Raw genomic sequence first — 19,221 nt, forward strand, 5'->3', positions numbered from 1 at the left:
CCGGCCCTGGTGAACAGGGCCGGGCCGGGTGTCAGTCGTCGATCGCCTGGTAGAGCGCGGTCCAGAAGTCGAGGATGAGGTGCACCGGGTCCGGGACGGACGCCCCGACCTGGGTGAGCAGGATGCCGGTGATCCCGTTGACCGGGTCGGCGTACGCCGAGGCGCCGCTGCCGCCGTCCCAGCCGAACTGGCCGACGGGCGCGTAGTCACCGCGGTAGGTGCGCACCGCCATCCCGAAGCCCCAGCCGCCGTGCTGGCCCTGGCCGAAGGAGATGTGGACGTTGTTGACGGCCAACTCGTGCCGCGCGGCCTGCTGTTCGGGCGACAGGCGGTTGGTGGTCATCAGCTCCACGGCGGGCCGGGACAGGATCCGCTCGCCCTCGTGCACCCCGTGGTTCAGCAGCATGCGGAAGTAGGCGTGATAGTCGTCCGCGGTGGAGTTCAGCCCACCGCCGCCGCCCTGGAACGCCGGAGGCGCGCCGTGGCGTCCCCCTTCTGCCTCGTCCCACACATGGAACTCGCCGCTCTCCGGGTCGGGGGCGTACAGCGGAGGCAGTCGGTGCAGCTGGTCCGCGGGCACGTGGAACCCGGTGTCCTTCATGCCGAGGGGCTCGAAGACGCGCTCGCGCAGGAACGACTCGAACGACCGGCCCGTGACCCGGGAGACGAGCACGCCGATCAGGTCGCTGCTGATCTGGTACTGCCAGCGCTCACCGGGCTGATGCATCAGCGGCAGCGCGCCCAGGCGGCGCATCCACTCGTCCTGCTCGGGCATCGGGGTCGGCAGATTGGGCGTGATCCCCTGCTCGAAGACCGCGTTCATGATCGGCGTACCGATCACGGTCATATCCATGCCGAGCCCGAACGTGGAGGTCAGCACGTCCCGTACGGTGATCGGCCGCCGTGCCGGCACGGTGTCGTCCAGCGGGCCGTCGAGCCGCTTCAGCACCTGGCGGTCGGCCAGCTCCGGCAGCCACTGCTCCACCGAGTCGTCGAGGCGCAGCCTGCACTCGTCGAGCAGGACCATCGCGCCGGCGATCGAGACCGGCTTGGACGTCGAGGCCATCCGGAAGATCGTGTCCCGGCTCATCGGCGCGCCGCCGTCGTGACGGGTCGTCCCGATCGTCTCGACGTGCGTCTCGTCGCCCCTGCCGAAGAGGGCGACCACCCCGGGGATCCTCCCCGAGTCGACGTGCCGGGCGAGCACGTCGTGCACCCTTTGCAGCCCGGACTTGGAAAAGCCCCTGCCGCTCTGTCCTGTCATGAATCCCCCTTGCGTACCGCTTTCGACCCGCGCAGACATGTTCGAGTAGCGCTGAACGCGGAGGACGCTACATCGTGTTCGGCTCCCGCGGCGGGTGATCACCAAAGCTTTGTCGATCAACCCGGCAGCACCAGGCGGGGCTTGGGCGCGTCGAGCCGCCCCGTCTGCGGACGCCGGCTCCCGGCGCGGTACGGCTCGGGCCAGTGCACCCCCGGCCCCGTGTAGCCCTGCTCCGCGGCGGCGTGCAGCGTCCAGTTCGGGTCGTACAGGTGCGGCCGCGCCAGCGCGCACAGGTCCGTACGCCCGGCCAGCACCAGTGAGTTGACGTCGTCCCACGACGAGATCGCCCCGACCGAGATCACCGGGACGCCGGCCTCGGCCCGGATACGGTCGGCGTACGGCACCTGGTAGGAGCGGCCGTACGCGGGCCGTTCCCCGGCCACGACCTGCCCGGTGGACACGTCGATCGCGTCGGCGCCGTGCGCGGCGAAGGCCCGGGCGATCGCCACCGCGTCCTCGGCGCTCGTGCCGCCCTCGGCCCAGTCCGTCGCGGAGATCCGCACGGTCATGGGGCGGTCGTCGGGCCACACGTCGCGCACCGCGTCGCACACCTCCAGGGGGAACCTCAGCCGGCCCTCCAGGGAGCCGCCGTACGCGTCCGTCCGCAGGTTCGTCAGCGGCGACAGGAACCCGGAGAGCAGATACCCGTGCGCGCAGTGCAGCTCCAGCAGGTCGAACCCGGCCCGGGCCGCCCGCCATGCCGCGGACACGAACTCTTCGCGGATATCGGCGAGTTCAGGGACCGTCAGTTCCTTCGGGATCTGGCTTCCCGGCTTGTACGGGACGGGGGACGCCGCCACCAGCGGCCAGTTGTCCTGCGGCGCGGGCAGCGGTTCGTCGATGCCCTCCCACATGAGCCGTGTGGAGCCCTTGCGGCCCGCGTGCCCGAGCTGGACGCCGATGGCCGTGCCGGGCGCCCGCGTGTGCACGAACTCGGTGATCCGGCGCCAGGCGGCCGCCTGTTCGGGGGTGTAGAGGCCGGCGCAGCCCGGGGTGATGCGGCCCTCGGCGCTGACGCACACCATCTCCGTCATGACCAGGCCCGCCCCGCCGAGCGCCCGCGCGCCGAGGTGGACGAGGTGGAAGTCGCCGGGGACGCCGTCCACCGCCGAGTACATGTCCATCGGGGAGACGACGACCCGGTTGCGCAGGCGCAGTCCCCGCAGCGCGAACGACGTGAACATCGGCGGCGTGCCCTCGGGGCAGCCGAACTCCCGCTCCACCGCCTCCGTGAAGTGCGGGTCGCGCAGCCGCAGGTTGTCGTGGGTGACGCGGCGGCTGCGCGTGAGCAGGTTGAACGCGAACTGCCGCGGACGCTGGCCGAGATGGCGCGACAGGTCCTCGAACCACTCCAGGCTGGCCCGCGCGGCACGCTGGGTGGAGGCGACGACGGGCCGGCGCTCGGCCTCGTACGCCGTCAACGCCGCCCCGGTCGTGGGATGTTCGTGCAGACACGCGGCGAGCGCGAGCGCGTCCTCGACGGCGAGCTTGGTGCCGGATCCGATGGAGAAGTGCGCGGTGTGGGCGGCGTCTCCGATGAGCACGCAATTGCCGTGCGACCAGCGCTCGTTGACGACGGTGCGGAAGGTGAGCCAGGACGAGTTGTTGGACTTCAGGGCGCGTCCGCCGAGCGCCTCCGTGAAGATCTTGGCGGCGCGCTCGATCGTCTCGCGCACGTCCAGGCCGGCGAATCCGGCGGCCCGCCACACCTCCTCGCGCATCTCGACGATGACGGTGGACTCGTGGTCGCTGAACGGGTACCCGTGCAGTTGCATGACGCCGTGCTCGGTCTCGGCGATCTCGAAGCGGAACGCCTCGAAGGCGAAGTCGGCGGCGAGCCAGATGTACCGGTTGCGGTGCTCCTGGACCCGTGGGCGGAACGCGTCGGCGAACGTCTCGCGGGTGCGGCTGTGCACCCCGTCGGCGGCGATCACCAGGTCGTACGCGGTGCGGAGCTCGGCGACCGGCGGCGCCTCCGTGCGAAAGCGCAGGTCGACACCGAGCTGGCGGCAGCGGCCCTGCAGTATCTCCAGGAGCCGGCGGCGGCCGAGCGCCGCGAAGCCGTGGCCGCCGGAGGTGTGGCGCACGCCGCGGTGCACGACGTCGATGTCGTCCCAGCGCACGAACTCGTCCCGCAGTGACGCGTACACGACCGGGTCGGCGTGCTCGATGCCGCCGAGGGTCTCGTCGGACAGGACGACGCCGAAGCCGAACGTGTCGTGCGGGGCGTTGCGCTCCCAGACCGTGATCTCGCGGTCCGGGGCGAGGCGCTTGAGGAGCGCGGCCGCGTACAGGCCGCCGGGGCCGCCGCCGATGACGGCGATGCGCTGGGCACGCGTGCTCACGCCGGGGTCACCTCCCCTGCCACTCGGGCGGGCGCTTCTGGGTGAAGGCCGCGTGGAACTCGGCGTAGTCCGCGCCGTTCATGAGCAGCGCCTGCGTCGCGGCGTCCATCTCGACGGCCGCGCCGAGCGGCATGTCGAGCTCGGCGGTGAGCAGGGCCTTCGTCTGCGCGTACGCGAGGGCGGGGCCTTCGGCGAGGCGGCCGGCGAGCGTCAGGGCCGCCTCGTCGGCCCTGCCCTCGTCGGTCAGCTCGCTGATCAGGCCGATGCGTTCGGCCTCGGGGGCGCGGACGGTGTCGCCGAGCATCAGCAGGCGGGTGGCGTGGCCGAGGCCCACGACGCGCGGCAGCAGATAGGCCGCGCCCATGTCGCCGCCGGACAGGCCGACCTTCGTGAACAGGAACGCGAAGCGGGCGCTCGGGTCGGCGACGCGGAAGTCGGCGGCCAGGGCGAGCACGGCGCCCGCGCCCGCCGCGATCCCGTGCACGGCGGCGATCACCGGGAACGGCGCCTCCCGCAGCGCCCGCACCACCTGCCCCGTCATCCGGTTGAAGTCGAGCAGCTGGGCGGTGTCCATCGACAGGGTGGCGCCGATGATCTCGTCGACGTCACCGCCTGAGCAGAAGCCGCGCCCCTGCCCGGCGAGGACGAGGGCACGCACGCTCTTCTCGCGGGACAGCTCGGCGAGGAGATCGCGCAGATCGGCGTACGCGCCGAAGGTGAGGGCGTTCAGCTTCTCGGGCCGGGCGAGCGTGACGGTCGCGACGCCGCGCGCGTCCACGGCGCAGGCGAGATGGCGCCAGGTCTCGGTACGAGGGGCGGAGCCGGTGAAGGGACTCATACGCGGGCTGCCTCCTACGGGCGGGCGGGCGCGGGTCGGCTACCTCTCGAAGTTATCACCGCTTTGTGACTGCCGTCAGCAGGACGCGATACCCGGGATCCTCATCCGGCATACCCACCACATCCGCCCATAGGGCCCAATGTCCCGAGGAACACCACCGGGAGCCTCTATCGGCACACGCCGTACCATTCATAAGGTTGAAATCAGGACGGCGCCCCGAGACGTCCTTCCGATCCGTCCCCGAGCCGCCCCCTCAGGACCCGCCTTGCCCCCTCCTTCCGGTCGCCCCACGCCCACCTCGTGGCGGATAGCCCTGCCGCACACGGCCGCCGCCGTCCCGATCGCGCGCGCCCTGGTCCGCACCGCCCTGACCGAGATCGACGCCCCGGCGGCCGACATGGACACCGCCGAGCTGCTCACGGCGGAGCTGGTGGCGAACGCCGTGGAGCACACGACGGGCGACGCCCCGATCGAACTGGTGGTGGAGCTCCTGGAGACCGGCTGCCAGGTCGAGGTGCACGACCCGGACCCGGCGCCGCCCGCGGATCTCACCAATCCGGACGACGCCGAGGAGCCCGACCCCTGGCAGGAGCACGGTCGCGGGCTGCTGCTCATCCGCACGCTCAGTTCGTCGTGCGGGCACCGCCCCACCGAGTCCGGCAAGGCGGTCTGGTTCACCCTTCCCGCGATCCCGCGCCAGCGTCCGGCTTCGGAGAAGTAGCCGGCGCGGGCGCGCCGAGCCGCGAGTGCCGGCGCCCGTAGAACGCGTAGACCAGCGCGCCCACGACGAGGAACACCGCGAACTGGACCCACGTCGTCCAGCCCGTCCCCCAGATCAGGTAGAGGCACATCGCCACGCCGAGGGCCGGGCTGAGCGGATACAGCGGCACCCGGAAGGAGCGCGTCAGCTCGGGGTGCGCACGACGCAGGGCGACGACCGCGACATTGACGACGGCCATGATCGCGAGGGTGCCGATGGTGGTCAGGTTGACCACGACGTCGAGCGACGAGAAGGCCGCCGGGACCGCGAAGACGAGCGCGACGATCCAGGTGTTGGCGACGGGGGTCGCCGTCCTCGGGGAGACCCGCTCGAAGACCCGCGGGATCAGCCCGTCCCGGGACATGGACATCAGGATCCGCGTCTGCCCGTACATCACGGCGAGCACGACGGACGCGATGGCGACGACCGCACCGAACGCGATGATGCCGCCGCCGACGGTGGAGTCCGTGACCTGGTTGACGACGAGCGAGAGCGCGGCGGGCTTGTCGCCGACGGCGTCCGCGCCGAGCGCGCCGATGGCCGCGACGGCGACCGCGCAGTACAGCAGCGTCACGACACCGATGCAGATCAGGATGGCGATCGGGATGTTCCGCCGCGGGTTCTTGACCTCCTCGCCGGCCGTGGTGATCGCGTCGAAGCCGATGTACGAGAAGAAGGCGAGGGACGCGCCCGAGGTGACGCCGCCGATGCCCGCCGCCATGAACGGCGCCAGGTTGCCCGCCTGGAAGGCGCTGTAGCCGATCACGCAGAACGCGACCAGGATGCCGATCTTGAGGACGGCCATGGCCGCGGTGGCCCGCGCGCTCTCCCGGATGCCGCGCACCAGGAGCGTGGCGGCCATCAGGATCACGATGACGGCGGGCAGGTTGATGACGCCGCCGTCGCCGGGTCCGGCGGAGAGGGCCTGCGGCAGCTGGTGGCCGAAGAGACTGTTGAGCAGCTCGTTCAGGTACTGGCTCCAGCCGACGGCGACGGCCGAGACCGAGACGCCGTACTCCAGGAGCAGACACCAGCCGACGAGGAACGCGACGCGCTCGCCGAGGGTCGCGTAGGCGAACGAGTACGAGGAGCCCGACACCGGGATCGCGCCGCCCAGCTCGGCGAACGAGAACGCCGTGAAGATGCAGGTGATCGCGGCGAGCACGAACGAGACGATGACGGCGGGCCCGGCCTCGGCGACCGTGTCGGACAGGCCGACGAAGATGCCGGTGCCGACGATCGCGCCGACCCCGAAGCACACGAGCTGGAAGAGCCCCATGGTGCGCTTGAGGCCGTGTCCCTCCAGGTCGGCGCCGGACTCGGCGATGAGGGACTCGGGGGACTTGATGCGCAGGCCGGTGGGGGTCGGCGACGGCGACATGGGGTGGTGCTCTTTTCTGGTGATGCGGTGCGACGGGGTGGGCCGCAGGCCGGTGGGGCCGGAGAAGGTGTTCCGGCCCCACCAGTTTGAACGGTTATGAGCGTTTCAGCTGTTTTGTTACTTCTAGTGTTCTGTCACTGGTGTTCTGTCACTGGTGTTCTGTCACTTCTGGCCGAGCGTGGCGACCATGACGGCCTTGATGGTGTGCATCCGGTTCTCGGCCTCGTCGAAGACGACGGAGTGCGCCGATTCGAAGACCTCGTCGGTCACCTCGAGGGACTCCAGGCCGTACCTCTCGTGTATCTCACGGCCGACCTTGGTGCCCAGGTCGTGGAAGGCGGGCAGGCAGTGCAGGAACTTGACGTCCGCGTTGCCCGTGGCGCGCAGCACGTCCATGGTCACCGCGTACGGCGTGAGCGACTTGATGCGCTCGTCCCAGACCTCCTCCGGCTCACCCATCGACACCCAGACGTCGGTGACCACGAAGTCGGCGCCCAGGACACCCTCCTCGACGGACTCGGTGAGGGTGATGCGGGCCCCGCTCGCGGCGGCGAGCTCGCGCGCCCGGGCGACGATCTCGTCCGCGGGCCAGTAGGACTTCGGCGCGACGATCCGTACGTCCATGCCCAGCAGGGCGCCGGTGACGAGGTACGAGTTGCCCATGTTGAACCGGGCGTCGCCGAGGTACGCGAAGACGATGTCGGTCAGCGGCTTGGCGCTGTGCTCGGTCATCGTGAGCACGTCGGCGAGCATCTGGGTGGGGTGCCAGTCGTCGGTCAGCCCGTTGTAGACGGGGACGCCCGCGTGGGCGGCGAGCGTCTCGACGGTGTCCTGCGCGTCGCCCCGGAACTCGATGGCGTCGAACATCCGGCCGAGCACCCGGGCGGTGTCCTTCGAGGACTCCTTCTTGCCGATGTGCGAGCCGGCGGGGTCGATGTACGTGGTCGACGCCCCCTGGTCGGCGGCCGCGACCTCGAAGGAGCAGCGGGTGCGGGTCGAGGACTTCTCGAAGATCAGGGCGACGTTCTTCCCGCGCAGGTACTGCGTCTCGGTGCCCGACTTCTTGGCGGCCTTCAGCTCCGCGGCCAGGTCGACCAGGCCGCGGAACTCCTCGGCGGTGAAGTCCACCTCCTTGAGGAAGTGGCGGCCGGTGAGGTCGGGACGCTGGGCTGTCGCCATGGGGCGCTCCTGGGGTACGACGGGGGACGGAACAAGGAAACACTGGAAGTCTATACGACCATCCACATTTCTATACGGTCACGTCGTCGGCGCCAGGTCGTCGGCGTCAGGTCGTCGGCGTCACCTGGTCCCGCTCGACCGGGCAGCTCATGCACCGGGGCCCGCCCCGCCCCCGGCCCAGCTCGCTGCCGGGGATCTCGATCACCTCGATGCCCTGCTTGCGCAGATAGGTGTTCGTGGTCGCGTTGCGCTCGTAGGCGACCACGACGCCCGGCTCCACCGCCAGCACGTTGCACCCGTCGTCCCACTGCTCGCGCTCCGCGGCGTGCACGTCCTGCGTGGCGGTCAGGACCCGGATGCCGCTGAGCCCGAGGGCCGCGGCGATCGCCCGGTGCATGTGCTCCGGCGGATGGTCGGTGACCTTCAGCTCCCTCGGCGAGGTGCCCGGTTCGATGGTGTACGAGCGCAGCATGCCGAGCCCCGCGTACTGCGTGAACGTGTCGCCGTCGACCATCGTCATCACCGTGTCCAGGTGCATGAACGCCCGCCGCTTCGGCATGTCGAGCGCCACGATGGTGCGCGCCGAGCCCGCCGCGAACAGCTTGTGGGCGAGCATCTCCACGGCCTGGGGCGTGGTGCGCTCGCTCATCCCGATCAGGACGGCGCCCTGCCCGATCACGAGCACGTCCCCGCCCTCGATGGTGGACGGGTAGTCGGCCTGCCCCTCGGACCACACGTGGAAGTCCTCGTCGCGGAAGAGGGGATGGTGCCGGTAGATCGCCTCGAAGTGCACGGTCTCGCGCTGCCGGGCCGGCCATCGCATGGCGTTGATGGAGACGCCGTCGTAGATCCAGGCCGACGTGTCGCGCGTGAACAGGTGGTTGGGCAGCGGCCCGAGCAGGAAGTCGTCGAGGTCCATGGCATGGAACCGGACGGACGTCGGCTCGGCGTACCCGTCGAGGAACTCCCGCTTGGTCATCCCGCCGATGAGCGCCTCGGCCAGCTCCTGCGCCGGGAGCGTCTCGAAGGCGGCCCGCAGCGGCCCGGTGGCCAGCGGGCCGTACTCCTTCTCGTCGAAGACCCGGTCCAGGACGAGCGAGCGGGCCGCGTCGACCTGGAGCGTCTCGGTGAGCAGATCACCGAAGAGGTGCACGGTGACGCCCCGGTCCCGCAGCACGTCGGCGAACCCGTCGTGCTCCTGCCGGGCGCGCCGCACCCACAGCACGTCGTCGAAGAGGAGCTGGTCCTTGTTGCTGGGCGTGAGCCGCTTCAGCTCCAGATCGGGCCGGTGCAGGATGACCCGGCGCAGCCGCCCGGCCTCGGAGTCGACTTGAAATCCCATGCGTCCATCCTTCCCCGGGGACGACCGCTCTGCGCGGGCCGCTCTGCGCGGGGCGGGCGGATGCGCCTGGGCACCGTTGGGGGGCGGTTCGCGGGCGACTGCGGGTTGCGTCGTGGTTGCTCGCGCAGTTCCCCGCGCCCCTGGAGCATGCGGCTGCGCCGCTGCTCCCTCGATGAGATGCCGCACGCAGTGCGCATCTCAGGGGCGCGGGGAACTGCGCGAGAAGCCCCACCGGACCCGCAGCCGCCGACGCGACCCCACCCGCAACGGCGCGAGGGCGACTACAGACGGGGGTCGACCGGCTCGGACTCCAGCGCCAGCACCGCGAACACGGCCTCGTGCACCCGCCACAACGGCTCCCCGTCCCCGAGCCGCTCCAACGCCTCGAGCCCCAGCCCGTACTCACGGATCGCCAGCGACCGCTTGTGCCCGAGGAACCGGTTCCGCAGCGTAGCCAGGTTCTCCGGCCGCGTGTACTCGGGCCCGTAGATGATCCGGAGGTACTCGCGGCCCCGGCACTTGATGCCGGGCTGCACGAGCCGCCCCTTCTCGTCCCGGACCAGCGCCCCGACCGGCTTGACGACCATGCCCTCGCCGCCGCGCCCGGTCATCTCCAGCCACCAGTCGACACCGGCCCGCACCGACTCCGGGTCACCAGTGTCGACGTACAGGCGCCGCGTCGTCCGCAACAGCCCGCTCCCGTCGTGCTCGACCATCCGGTCGATGAGCGCGAGCTGCTCGTCGTGCGGCAGCGCGGCCAGCGAACGGCCCCGCGCGGCGAGGATCTGGAACGGCGCGAGCCGCACCCCGTCGAGCCCGTCCGTGCTCCAGCAGTAGCGCCGGTACGCGTCCGTGAACGCGGCGGCGTCCGCGGCCCGCTCGCGCTGCCGCTCCAGCAGGTCACCGATGTCGACACCGCGCGCGGCCGCCGTCTCCAGGGCGCCGAGCACCCCGGGGAACGCGGCACCGGAGGCCGCGCCGACCGCCGCGTACTGCGCGCGCAGCAGCCCCGACGCCTTGAGCGACCAGGGCATCAACTCGGTGTCCAGGAGCAGCCAGTCGGTGTCCAGCTCGTCCCACAGCCCGGCCGCGGTGACGGCGGCGCGGACCCGGCCCAGCACGTCCTCGGTGGTCTCCCGGCTGTCGAAGAACGGGCGACCGGTGCGCGTGTACAGCGCCCCCGTGACCGCGTCGCCCTCGACACCGAACCGCTCGCGCGCCGTGTCCGCGTCCTTGCAGACGAGCACCACGGCCCGCGACCCCATGTGCTTCTCCTCGCACACGACCCGGGCCACGCCGTCGGCGGCGTACTGCGCGAAGGCCTCGGCCGGGTGCTCCAGATACCCCTCCACCTCGGACGTCGCGGTCGGCGCCATCGTCGGCGGCAGGTACGGCACCAGGCGCGGGTCGACCGCGAACCGGCTCATGACCTCCAGCGCCGCCGCCGCGTTCTCCTCGCGGACGGCGACCCGGCCGGCGTGCCGGGTCTCCACGGTCCGGCGGCCGTGCACGTCCGCCAGGTCGAGCGGCCGGCCCTCGTGCCCGCCGGGTGCCTCGGACGCGAGCGGCCTGGCCGGCTCGTACCAGACCCGCTCGGCCGGTACGTCGACGAGCTCGCGCTCCGGCCAGCGCAGCGCGGTGAGCTTCCCGCCGAACACGGCGCCGGTGTCGAGACAGATGGTGTTGTTGAGCCAGGTCGCCGTCGGTACCGGGGTGTGGCCGTACACCACCGCCGCCTTGCCGCGGTAGTCCTCCGCCCACGGGTAGCGCACGGGCAGACCGAACGCGTCGGTCTCCCCGGTCGTGTCCCCGTACAGCGCGTGCGACCGCACCCGGCCCGAGGTCCGCCCGTGGTACTTCTCGGGCAGGCCCGCGTGGCAGACGACGAGCCTGCCGCCGTCGAGCACGTAGTGGCTGACCAGGCCGTGTACGAACTCGCGCACCTCGGTGCGGAACTCCTCGCTCTCCCTGCCCAACTGCTCGACCGTCTCGGCGAGTCCGTGCGTGTGCTGCACGTTCCTGCCCTTGAGCCAGCGCTCCAGCTTGTTCTCGTGGTTGCCGGGCACGCACAGCGCGGTACCGGCCTTCACCATGCCCATGACGCGGCGCAGCACGCCCGGCGTGTCGGGCCCGCGGTCGACGAGGTCGCCGACGAACACGGCGGTGCGCCCCTCGGGGTGCGCGCCGTCCACATAGCCCAACTTGCCGAGCAGCGACTCCAGTTCGCTCGCGCAGCCGTGGATGTCGCCGACGATGTCGAACGGCCCGGTGAGGTGGGTGAGGTCGTTGAACCGCTTCTCGCGCACGATGCTCGCGCCCTCGACCTCGGCCACGCCGCGCAGCACGTGCACCTTGCGGAAGCCCTCACGCTCCAAGTGCCGCAGGGAGCGACGCAGTTCGCGGGTGTGCCGGGTGATCACGCGGCGCGGCATCTCGGCGCGGTCGGTGCGGGCCGCGTTCCGCGCGGCGCAGACGTCCTCGGGGACGTCGAGCACGATGGCGATCGGCAGCACGTCGTACTTCCGCGCCAGGTCGATCAGCCGGCGGCGGCCGTCCTGCTGGACGTTCGTCGCGTCGACGACGGTCAGCCGGCCCGCGGCGAGCCGCTTGCCCGCGACGTAGTGCAGCACGTCGAACGCGTCCCCGCTCGCGCTCTGGTCGTTCTCGTCGTCGGCGACCAGCCCGCGGCAGAAGTCGCTGCAGAGGATCTCGGTGGCCTTGAAGTGGGCCCGCGCGAACGTGGACTTGCCCGAGCCCGACGCGCCGACCAGCACGACGAGGGAGAGGTCGGTGACGGGCAGCGTCCGCCCGCCGGTGTTCTCGGTGATGGTCATGCCGCCTTCTCCTCCTTCTCCGGCTTCTCCGGCTTCTCCGGCTTCTCCTGCTTCTCCTGGGTCGTCCTGTCGGCCAGGGTGAACACGGCCATCTGCGTGGGCGGCCCCACCTCGGGGTCGTCGGGCCCGACCGGCACGTACCGGACCTGGTACCCGTGCCGCCCCGCGACGCGCTCCGCCCAGTCGCAGAACTCCGCCCGGGTCCACTCGAACCGGTGGTCACCGTGCCGGACGTGCCCGGCGGGCAGCGTCTCCCAGCGCACGTTGTACTCGACGTTCGGCGTGGTCACGAGGACCGTACGGGGCCGCGCGGACCCGAACACCGCGTACTCGAGAGCGGGCAGCCGGGGCGGATCGAGGTGCTCGACGACCTCGCTCAGCACCGCCGCGTCGTACCCGCCGAGCCGCTTGTCGGTGTACGCCAGCGACCCCTGGAACAACTGCACGCGCGCGGCCTGCCGCCCCCCCATCCGGTCCAGCTTGAGCCGGCGGGCGGCGACGGTGAGCGCCCGCACCGAGACGTCCACGCCCACGATCTCCGTGAACCGCACGTCCTTGAGCAGCTCCTGCACCAACTGGCCCTGCCCGCAGCCGAGATCGAGCACGCGGGCCGCACCCGAGGCGCGCAGCGCGTCGAGGATCGCCTCGCGCCGCCGCACGGCCAGCGGCACCGGCCGCTCCTCGGTGTCGCTCCGCTCGTCGACGGCGTTGTCGATCTCCTCGACGTCCGTGTCGTCGGCGTCCGCGAGCCGCACCAGCTCCAGCCGCTCCCGCGCCTGCCGGGTCAGCGCCCAGCGCCGCGCGAGATACCGGCTGGTGATCAGCTGCTGCTCGGGGTGGTCGGCCAGCCACCCCTCCCCCGCGCGCAGCAGCTTGTCGACCTCGTCGGCCGACACCCAGTAGTGCTTGGCGTCGTCGAGGACCGGCAGCAGCACGTACAGGTGCCGCAGCGCCTGTGCCAGCCGCAACTCGCCCTCCAGCACGAGCCGTACGTACCGCGACGCCCCCCACTCGGGAAACCGCTCGTCCAGCGGCACCGACTCGGCCTCCACCGTCCAGCCGAGCGGCTCGAACAGCTTCCGTACGAGATCGGGGCCGCCCCGCGCGGGCAGCGCGGGCACCTCGATGCGCAACGGCAGCGCCTCCTCGGCGCGCTCCGGGCGCGCCTTGCAGACTCCGCGCAGCGCGCTGGAGAACACGCTGCTCAGTGCGACGGCGAGCAGGGACGACGCGGCGTAGGGCCGGTCGTTCACATACTGCGCGAGCGCCGCGTCGGGGGCGCCGCCGCGGCCCTTGCCCTTGCCGCGACGGACCAGCGCCACCGGATCGACCTCCAGGAGCAGCGCGGCCGTGCACCGCTCCGCGCTCGCCTCGGGGTAGAGGACGTGCGCGGTGCCGTAGGAGGTGGAGAACGCCTGCGCGCTCTCGGGATGCTTGTGCAGCAGGAACCCGAGGTCGGTCGCGGGGCGGTCCGGGGTGCCGGTGGTGCCGATCGTCAGAAACACACGGCCGAGTCTCCCCCGCCGCACAGCCTCCGGCCAGCGAGTTTCGCCGCCCCGACCGGGGACCTCGGGCCTCAGGGGTCCGGGACCTCGGCCCCTGCCGCCCTACAGCTGCGACTGCACCTGCGAGGAGATCAGCTCCAGGTGGTCGAGGTCGTCGAGGTCGAGGATCTGCAGGTAGACGCGCTGCGAGCCGACCGCCGCGTACCGGCCGAGCTTGTCGACGACCTCGGCCGGCGAGCCCGCGAGCCCGTTGGCCTTCAGCTCCTCGACGTCCCGGCCGATCACCTCCGCCCGGCGCTTCACCTCGTCGTCGTCCTTGCCGACACACACCACCAGCGCGTTCGAGTACACCAGGTCGCCGCCCGCGCGCCCGGCCTGCTCGGCGGCCGCCCGCACCCGGCCGAACTGCCGCTCGCTGTCCTCGACCGACGCGAACGGGATGTTGAACTCGTCCGCGTACCGCGCGGCCAGCCGCGGCGTGCGCGTCGCCCCGTGCCCGCCGATCAGCACCGGCACCTTGGACTGCGCCGGCTTGGGCAGCGCCGGCGAGTCGGTGAGCTGGTAGTACGTGCCGTCATAGCTGAACGTGGAGCCGATCTCGGTGGACCACAGCCCGGTGACGATCGCCAGCTGCTCCTCCAGGCGGCCGAACTTCTCCTTCGGGAACGGGATCCCGTACGCCTTGTGCTCCTCCTCGAACCAGCCCGCGCCGAGACCGAGTTCGACCCGGCCGCCCGACATCTGGTCGACCTGCGCCACCTGGATCGCGAGGACACCGGGCAACCGGAAGGTGCCCGCGGTCATCAGCGTGCCGAGCCGGATCCGCCGGGTCTCCCGGGCGAGACCGGCGAGGGTGACCCAGGCGTCCGTCGGGCCGGGCAGCCCGTCGGAGGAACCCATGCGCAGGTAGTGGTCCGAGCGGAAGAAGGCGTCGAAACCGAGGTCCTCGGTCGCCTTGGCCACGGTCAGGAGCGTGTCGTAGGTGGCCCCTTGCTGGGGCTCCGTGAAGATTCGAAGATCCATGCCTCCATCCTGCACGGTCGACCGTGCGTCAACCCCACTGGTCCCGCCGGTCCTCCGCCCCCACGGTCGGGTGAAAATGCGTCAACTCGGTGCGCGGTCCGGGGCCGGCGCAGTGACCAGGCACCTCGCATGATCGTTGGCTCGGACGGAGCCGGACCGCCCGGCACCCGCGCCGGCGGTCGCTGCCGGGCGTCACTTGCGTCAGCTGCCCGTCCCTCACGGGAGGGCAAAGGCCGAGGAGGCCGTCATGTCCCAGGAAGCCGTGCCCGAACAGGCCGAGCACGAGACCACCGTGCCGGAGCAGCAAGGTGCACCCAAGGGTCTGCTGCAGCAGATGGAAGAGCTGATGGCGGCGCTCAACGCCGACCTGTCGCAGCTCGACGCCGACCTCCAGCAGTCCCCCGGCACCTCGCGTCCGCGCCCCGAGGACGCCTGACGCCGCCCTGCCGGAAGAGTCGCTGCGCTCCCCCGCCACCGTGCCGGGAGCGCCGCGCCGTCGGTCAGGCCGCCGAGTCCGAACCGGGCTCCGGTTCAGGCCTGCGCGGGCGGCTGTCCCATTCCGGAAGGCGCCGGAGTATCTCCAGGACGTGGTCCCGGGACTCGTCCGCCGCGTCGATCGCCTCCATGCACTGCCAGTAGGCCCCCTCCTCGAAGGACGCGCTCGCCACGGCGACGAGCGAGATGCCGACATCGCCGAGCAGCGCGCCGAGCTCGCGCAACGCCCCGTGCGCATCGCCCAGTTCGGTCAGCTGCGCCGCCCGTATCCCCCCGGCGCCCACCACCGGGACCGCCGAGCCGCCGCTGCCGCGCGCGCCGGCCTCCGTCAGAGCACGCGCCTCGCCCCGTAATTCCGGGGGCCCCAGCACCGCGAGCCGGCTGCCGATCGCCTGGGCGAGCGCCTGCGCCTGCCACGCCTCTCTCATGATGTCCGGCGCGTCCTGACACTCTGCCAGGGCTCGCCGGCCGACCCCGATGAGCCGCACCGCATCCATCCGCGTCCCCGTCCGTCACGCCCGAACTCCTTTGTTCACTACCCAGAGTGAGGGCGCGCGAGACGAAAAGCCAGAGGAAGCCCGAAATCTGTGGACACGGAATCCCCTGTGGATATTTCTATGACTCCGGAGAGTGACATAGGGAGTGGTAGGTGTCGGCTGTGGGCCGTCGAGGACCGGGGAGCGCGCGGGTCTACGCGCCCTGCACCGGGAACCGGCTCTCGTTGCGGTCGATCTTCGCCGCGAGCGCGGCCAGCGCGTCGATGCCGAGCACCTCGCACAGCTGCAGCAGATACGCGAGGACGTCGGCCACCTCGTCCTCGACCCGGTGCGCCGACTGCGGGTCGTCCATCACCCGGGCCGACTGCTCGGGGGTCAGCCACTGGAAGATCTCGACCAGTTCGGACGCCTCGACGCTGAGCGCCGCGGCCAGGTTCTTCGGGGTGTGGAAGGGCCCCCAGTCGCGGGCGGCGGCGAAGTCCGCGAGCCGGGCCTGGAGGCCCGCCACGTCGAGGGGCCGCTGCTGTCCCGCCGGGCCGGTCGGGCCGGCGGGAGCTGCGCCGGTGGGGCCGGCCGGGCCGGTCGTGTCGTCGGTTCCGTTTGTCACGGCTTCAGGTCTACCACCGTCGCGCCGTGCGCCCGCGCCGCCCGGGACGCGGGGCCGTCCTCGCCCACCGCGGCGACGAGCCGGATGTGCCCGCGGGCGCACATCCGGCCCGCCAGCGCGACGAGTTCGGCGCTCTGCGCCGGGTCGAGCCCGCGGTCGAGGCCGTCCGCGAGGACGGTGAGGCTCTGGTACGCCTCGGGCACCTCGGCCGCCGGGTCGACCTCCAGCACGCGGGGCCCGGTGAGCAGGACGAGGGCGAGGGCCAGATATCTCAACTCGCCGTCCGCGAGCCGCCCGACGGGGGTGCCCGGTCCGTCGCCGCGATCGATGACGGCACGGACGGAGCCGTCCGCGACGTGCTCGGCGAACACGTCCGCCACCGGACCCGCGAGGCCCGCCCGGGCAGCGGCGACGAGGAGGGAGTGCCGGGTGCCGCACTCGGCGCGGGTGCGGCACAGCACCGCCGCGAGGTTGTCGCAGCCCCCGAGCAGCCGGTCGGTGTTCACCGACACCGGGGCGCGCATCCGGGCCGGGTGCGGGTCGCAGGCGAACGTCGAGCGCAGCCCGACCACGGCCTGCTCGGCGGCGGCGAGGACCCGGCGCTGCCCTTCCGTCCGGCCGGCGACGCGCAGGGGGAGCAGCGCGGTGCCGAGCAGGTCGTCGGGGAGCGGGGCGCGGGTCACGGGGACCGATCCGGCGGTGTGCCAGGCGGCCTGGACGTCGCGCCGGCCGGGATCGCGCAGCGCGGTCTCGAGATAGGTGATGCCGGGCCCGGTCAGCCGCTCGCCCACGACGCGCAGTTCGGGCTCGGCCTGGACCGCGAGGTCGAGGTGGACGGGTCCGGCCGGCCCCTCGACGGTGCAGCCGATGCGGAAGCCGCGGCGGCGCTGGGCATCGGGCCTCGCGCGTTCGGGGACGTACGCCCGCGGGTCGGGGAACACCTCGGCGAGGCTCGCTCCGCCGCCGAGCCGGGCGAGCGCCTCCAGCGCCCGCAGCGTGCTGGTCTTGCCGCTGCCGCTGGGCCCGGTCAGCACGGTGAAGGGGCCGAGGGGGACGGTGACGCCGCGGTGGCGGCCGAAAGCCGAGAGCCGGAGCTCGGTCACGCGCGGGCGGTCCGGGGACGCGCCCGGGGCTAACGGGGGCGCGCCCCGGTGGAGCACGGTCATGCGGCGAACGTAGGCCGCCCGCCGCACGCAGAACCGTTCATCCCCGGTGACCTTCCTACGATCGGGGGACTATGCCCTCCGGGCTTGCCACCGGAACCCCGGTCAGGAGAGGGCGCCGGCGCCCGCCACCAGGCCCTGGACCTCCGTGCCCGGAGGGGCCAGGAGGAAGACGTTGCGATCGACGCGGTGCATGCCGCAGCCGAGGCCGAGGACGACGCCGCTGCTGAAGTCCAGGACCCGCTTGGCCACTTCGCTCTCGGCGCCCGACAGGTCGAGCAGGACCGGGATGCCGGCCATCACGGTCTCGGCGACGTCGCGCGCGTCGCCGAAGACATTGACCCGCAGGACGACGAAGCGGCGGCGCGGTTCGGTGTCCGCGGCGGGGATCGCCCGGTGGTCGATCGCCGACGGCCACTCGTTGCGGCTGCGCAGCGGTACGACCTGGGCGAGCCCTTCCCACTGTTCATCGGTGACGTCGTGGCTGTTCACTGCCCCCACCCCGTCCGGGCTCGCACTGTTGTCTGCACCGCCCAATTCTTACGCCATGTCACCCGTTCAGCCCAACACCGACACGGACCGGAGTCTCATGCGGCCAATGACACGGCCTCCACCGCCGGCACCCGGACGCCGCGCCGCGCGGTGGCCAGGCTCGTGACCAGGGTGGCCGCGGCTGCTGTGGCCACCACCGTGATCCAGATGCCGAGGCCCCGTTCGGGCAGCAGCCCGTCGGTGCGTACGGCGGTGAACGGGAGGATGCCGGCGAGCGCCGCGAGTGTGCCGAAGAACACTCCGGTGACGGTCAGGACGACGCCTTCCAGCGCGACGGTTCCCAGCACCTGGGCGGGGGTCGCGCCGGCCAGGCGCTGCTGGCCGAACTCGCGGACGCGGTAGGCCGTGGCGGCGTAAAGGGAGTTGATCAGCATGATGCAGGCGAACACGACGATGATGCCGACCACGGTGAGGTTGAGCGTCTCCAGGTTCTTGTCCTCGACCGATGTGGTCAGTCCGGAGGCCTTGATCGCGTCGTTCTCGACGGCCTGCATGTACAGCGTCGCGGTGGCCATGCCGGTGAAGAGGATCAACGGCATGAGGATGCCGGAGAGTTCGGGGGCGCGGCGGCGCATGTTCCGTACGGTCAGGTATCCGCTGGCCCCGGTGAGGGCCGTGAGCAGGGGGTCGAGGCGGCCCAGGACGGTGCGCAGCAGGCTCGTCGAGACGAGGGCGAGGCCGACCGAGAGGAGGATCGCGCCGTAGGCGGGTGCCGCCATCAGCGCGGCGTCGGTGGACTTCATGGCGAAGGTGCTGCACACGGCGAGCGCGCCGACGAGCAGGGCCGCCCAGGATGCGAACTTCCGCGCGCGGAGGCCCTGGTGGCGTACTCCTGCGGTTGCCTTCGTGGCGCGGCGCACGGCGAGGAACGCCGCGCCGGCCGCCGCGAGGAGCGTGACGTCGATGCCGGACAGGAGGGCGATCGGGCCGAAGGAGTAGTCGACGGAGTCGGCGACCTGGCCGCTGTCCTTGAACACGTCGAGCAGGACGGATCCGCCGAGCACGGCGGGGCCGATCGCGAGGAGCGCGCCCACGAACGCGACGGCCACGGACTCGCCGACGACCATGCGCTTGATCTGGGCGGGGGTCGCGCCGCTGGTGCGCAACAGGCCGATCTCCTCGGTGCGTTGACGCACGTTGACCGTGAGGGTCGACGCGATCGCGAAGAAGACGAGGAGGGTGCCGTAGCCGCCGACGACGCTCGCCGCGGTGGTGAGCGTGTCGGCACTGACCTGGTCGACGCCGTCGGCGCCGGCCGTGTCGTGCATCGAGTTGAACGTCATGATGACGGCCGCGCCGAGGAACGCGGACAGGAGGGTCGCGAGGAAGCGGCCGGGGCGCTGCCGTACGGAGCGTGCCGCGAGTCCGAGCATCGT

At 72.0% G+C, this 19,221-nt stretch carries 16 protein-coding genes; 2 read left to right on the top strand and 14 right to left on the bottom strand.

Annotation, left to right across the window (positions count from 1 at the left end; translation table 11 throughout):
* Window positions 1-31: 31 nt before the first annotated feature.
* The 3 genes from ACQUQD_RS10105 to ACQUQD_RS10115 form a co-directional block, all read right to left on the bottom strand.
* Window positions 32-1,264: a serine hydrolase domain-containing protein gene (locus tag ACQUQD_RS10105; protein ID WP_428951704.1), complete on the bottom strand. Its 1,233-nt coding sequence runs from the start codon at window positions 1,262-1,264 to the stop codon at window positions 32-34.
* A 116-nt stretch (window positions 1,265-1,380) separates the two neighbouring features.
* Window positions 1,381-3,669: a bifunctional salicylyl-CoA 5-hydroxylase/oxidoreductase gene (locus ACQUQD_RS10110; protein WP_428951705.1), complete on the bottom strand. Its 2,289-nt coding sequence runs from the start codon at window positions 3,667-3,669 to the stop codon at window positions 1,381-1,383.
* Window positions 3,670-3,676: 7 nt separating this feature from the next.
* Complete coding sequence (locus ACQUQD_RS10115) at window positions 3,677-4,507, bottom strand: enoyl-CoA hydratase family protein (protein ID WP_428951706.1); 831 nt, start codon at window positions 4,505-4,507, stop codon at window positions 3,677-3,679.
* Between the two features lie 265 nt (window positions 4,508-4,772).
* Between ACQUQD_RS10115 and ACQUQD_RS10120 the strand changes: the two genes are divergently transcribed.
* Entirely contained in the window at window positions 4,773-5,228 is a 456-nt protein-coding gene (locus ACQUQD_RS10120; protein WP_428951707.1) for an ATP-binding protein, read from the top strand.
* Here ACQUQD_RS10120 and ACQUQD_RS10125 read toward each other — a convergent pair.
* The 6 genes from ACQUQD_RS10125 to ACQUQD_RS10150 all read right to left on the bottom strand — a co-directional run bounded on the left by ACQUQD_RS10125 (window position 5,182) and on the right by ACQUQD_RS10150 (window position 14,531).
* A complete protein-coding gene (locus tag ACQUQD_RS10125) occupies window positions 5,182-6,648 on the bottom strand; it encodes an amino acid permease (protein ID WP_428951708.1) in 1,467 nt (488 codons plus the stop codon). The two genes, ACQUQD_RS10120 and ACQUQD_RS10125, sit on opposite strands and share 47 nt — an antisense overlap.
* A 162-nt stretch (window positions 6,649-6,810) precedes the next feature.
* Window positions 6,811-7,827 carry an ornithine carbamoyltransferase gene (gene argF, locus ACQUQD_RS10130; protein WP_428951709.1) on the bottom strand — a complete coding sequence of 339 codons (1,017 nt, stop codon included), beginning with the start codon at window positions 7,825-7,827 and terminating at the stop codon, window positions 6,811-6,813.
* Window positions 7,828-7,933: 106 nt separating this feature from the next.
* On the bottom strand, window positions 7,934-9,169 hold the full coding sequence (locus ACQUQD_RS10135; RefSeq protein WP_428951710.1) for an arginine deiminase: 1,236 nt from the start codon (window positions 9,167-9,169) through the stop codon (window positions 7,934-7,936).
* Window positions 9,170-9,450: 281 nt separating this feature from the next.
* Entirely contained in the window at window positions 9,451-12,003 is a 2,553-nt protein-coding gene (locus tag ACQUQD_RS10140) for a polynucleotide kinase-phosphatase (RefSeq protein WP_428951711.1), read from the bottom strand.
* Entirely contained in the window at window positions 12,000-13,508 is a 1,509-nt protein-coding gene (locus ACQUQD_RS10145; RefSeq protein WP_428951712.1) for a 3' terminal RNA ribose 2'-O-methyltransferase Hen1, read from the bottom strand. The genes ACQUQD_RS10140 and ACQUQD_RS10145 overlap by 4 nt, the downstream gene beginning before the upstream one ends.
* A 102-nt stretch (window positions 13,509-13,610) precedes the next feature.
* Window positions 13,611-14,531 carry an LLM class F420-dependent oxidoreductase gene (locus ACQUQD_RS10150; RefSeq protein WP_428951713.1) on the bottom strand — a complete coding sequence of 307 codons (921 nt, stop codon included), beginning with the start codon at window positions 14,529-14,531 and terminating at the stop codon, window positions 13,611-13,613.
* A gap of 247 nt (window positions 14,532-14,778) precedes the next feature.
* Here ACQUQD_RS10150 and ACQUQD_RS10155 point away from each other — a divergent pair, with 247 nt between their 5' ends.
* Window positions 14,779-14,967: a hypothetical protein gene (locus tag ACQUQD_RS10155; RefSeq protein ID WP_428951714.1), complete on the top strand. Its 189-nt coding sequence runs from the start codon at window positions 14,779-14,781 to the stop codon at window positions 14,965-14,967.
* Between the two features lie 64 nt (window positions 14,968-15,031).
* Here ACQUQD_RS10155 and ACQUQD_RS10160 read toward each other — a convergent pair whose 3' ends face one another.
* The 5 genes from ACQUQD_RS10160 to ACQUQD_RS10180 all read right to left on the bottom strand — a co-directional run bounded on the left by ACQUQD_RS10160 (window position 15,032) and on the right by ACQUQD_RS10180 (window position 19,218).
* Window positions 15,032-15,523, bottom strand: a complete 492-nt coding sequence (locus tag ACQUQD_RS10160) for a DUF6099 family protein (RefSeq protein WP_428951715.1) — start codon at window positions 15,521-15,523, stop codon at window positions 15,032-15,034.
* 193 nt (window positions 15,524-15,716) lie between these two features.
* On the bottom strand, window positions 15,717-16,031 hold the full coding sequence (locus ACQUQD_RS10165; protein ID WP_428957509.1) for a nucleotide pyrophosphohydrolase: 315 nt from the start codon (window positions 16,029-16,031) through the stop codon (window positions 15,717-15,719).
* A 95-nt stretch (window positions 16,032-16,126) separates the two neighbouring features.
* Window positions 16,127-17,296, bottom strand: coding sequence for an AAA family ATPase (locus ACQUQD_RS10170; RefSeq protein ID WP_428951716.1), 1,170 nt, complete (start codon window positions 17,294-17,296; stop codon window positions 16,127-16,129).
* Between the two features lie 102 nt (window positions 17,297-17,398).
* The gene (locus ACQUQD_RS10175) at window positions 17,399-17,785 is read right to left on the bottom strand and encodes a cell division protein SepF (protein WP_428951717.1); all 387 of its coding nucleotides are present in this window, start codon (window positions 17,783-17,785) and stop codon (window positions 17,399-17,401) included.
* A 95-nt stretch (window positions 17,786-17,880) separates the two neighbouring features.
* Complete coding sequence (locus tag ACQUQD_RS10180; protein ID WP_428957510.1) at window positions 17,881-19,218, bottom strand: FtsX-like permease family protein; 1,338 nt, start codon at window positions 19,216-19,218, stop codon at window positions 17,881-17,883.
* Window positions 19,219-19,221: the final 3 nt, after the last annotated feature.

This window comes from Streptomyces sp. cg35 (genome assembly GCF_050410835.1).
Lineage (GTDB): Bacteria > Actinomycetota > Actinomycetes > Streptomycetales > Streptomycetaceae > Streptomyces.

Excerpts from the sequence above, each read along its gene's own strand:
- ACQUQD_RS10125 (WP_428951708.1), bottom strand. The coding sequence starts at position 6,648 with ATGTCGCCGTCGCCGACCCCCACCGGCCTGCGCATCAAGTCCCCCGAG.
- ACQUQD_RS10180 (WP_428957510.1), bottom strand. The coding sequence starts at position 19,218 with ATGCTCGGACTCGCGGCACGCTCCGTACGGCAGCGCCCCGGCCGCTTC.
- argF (WP_428951709.1), bottom strand. The coding sequence starts at position 7,827 with ATGGCGACAGCCCAGCGTCCCGACCTCACCGGCCGCCACTTCCTCAAG.
- ACQUQD_RS10170 (WP_428951716.1), bottom strand. The coding sequence starts at position 17,296 with ATGACCGTGCTCCACCGGGGCGCGCCCCCGTTAGCCCCGGGCGCGTCC.
- ACQUQD_RS10155 (WP_428951714.1), top strand. The coding sequence starts at position 14,779 with ATGTCCCAGGAAGCCGTGCCCGAACAGGCCGAGCACGAGACCACCGTG.
- ACQUQD_RS10160 (WP_428951715.1), bottom strand. The coding sequence starts at position 15,523 with ATGGATGCGGTGCGGCTCATCGGGGTCGGCCGGCGAGCCCTGGCAGAG.
- ACQUQD_RS10140 (WP_428951711.1), bottom strand. The coding sequence starts at position 12,003 with ATGACCATCACCGAGAACACCGGCGGGCGGACGCTGCCCGTCACCGAC.
- ACQUQD_RS10115 (WP_428951706.1), bottom strand. The coding sequence starts at position 4,507 with ATGAGTCCCTTCACCGGCTCCGCCCCTCGTACCGAGACCTGGCGCCAT.
- ACQUQD_RS10105 (WP_428951704.1), bottom strand. The coding sequence starts at position 1,264 with ATGACAGGACAGAGCGGCAGGGGCTTTTCCAAGTCCGGGCTGCAAAGG.
- ACQUQD_RS10135 (WP_428951710.1), bottom strand. The coding sequence starts at position 9,169 with ATGGGATTTCAAGTCGACTCCGAGGCCGGGCGGCTGCGCCGGGTCATC.
- ACQUQD_RS10150 (WP_428951713.1), bottom strand. The coding sequence starts at position 14,531 with ATGGATCTTCGAATCTTCACGGAGCCCCAGCAAGGGGCCACCTACGAC.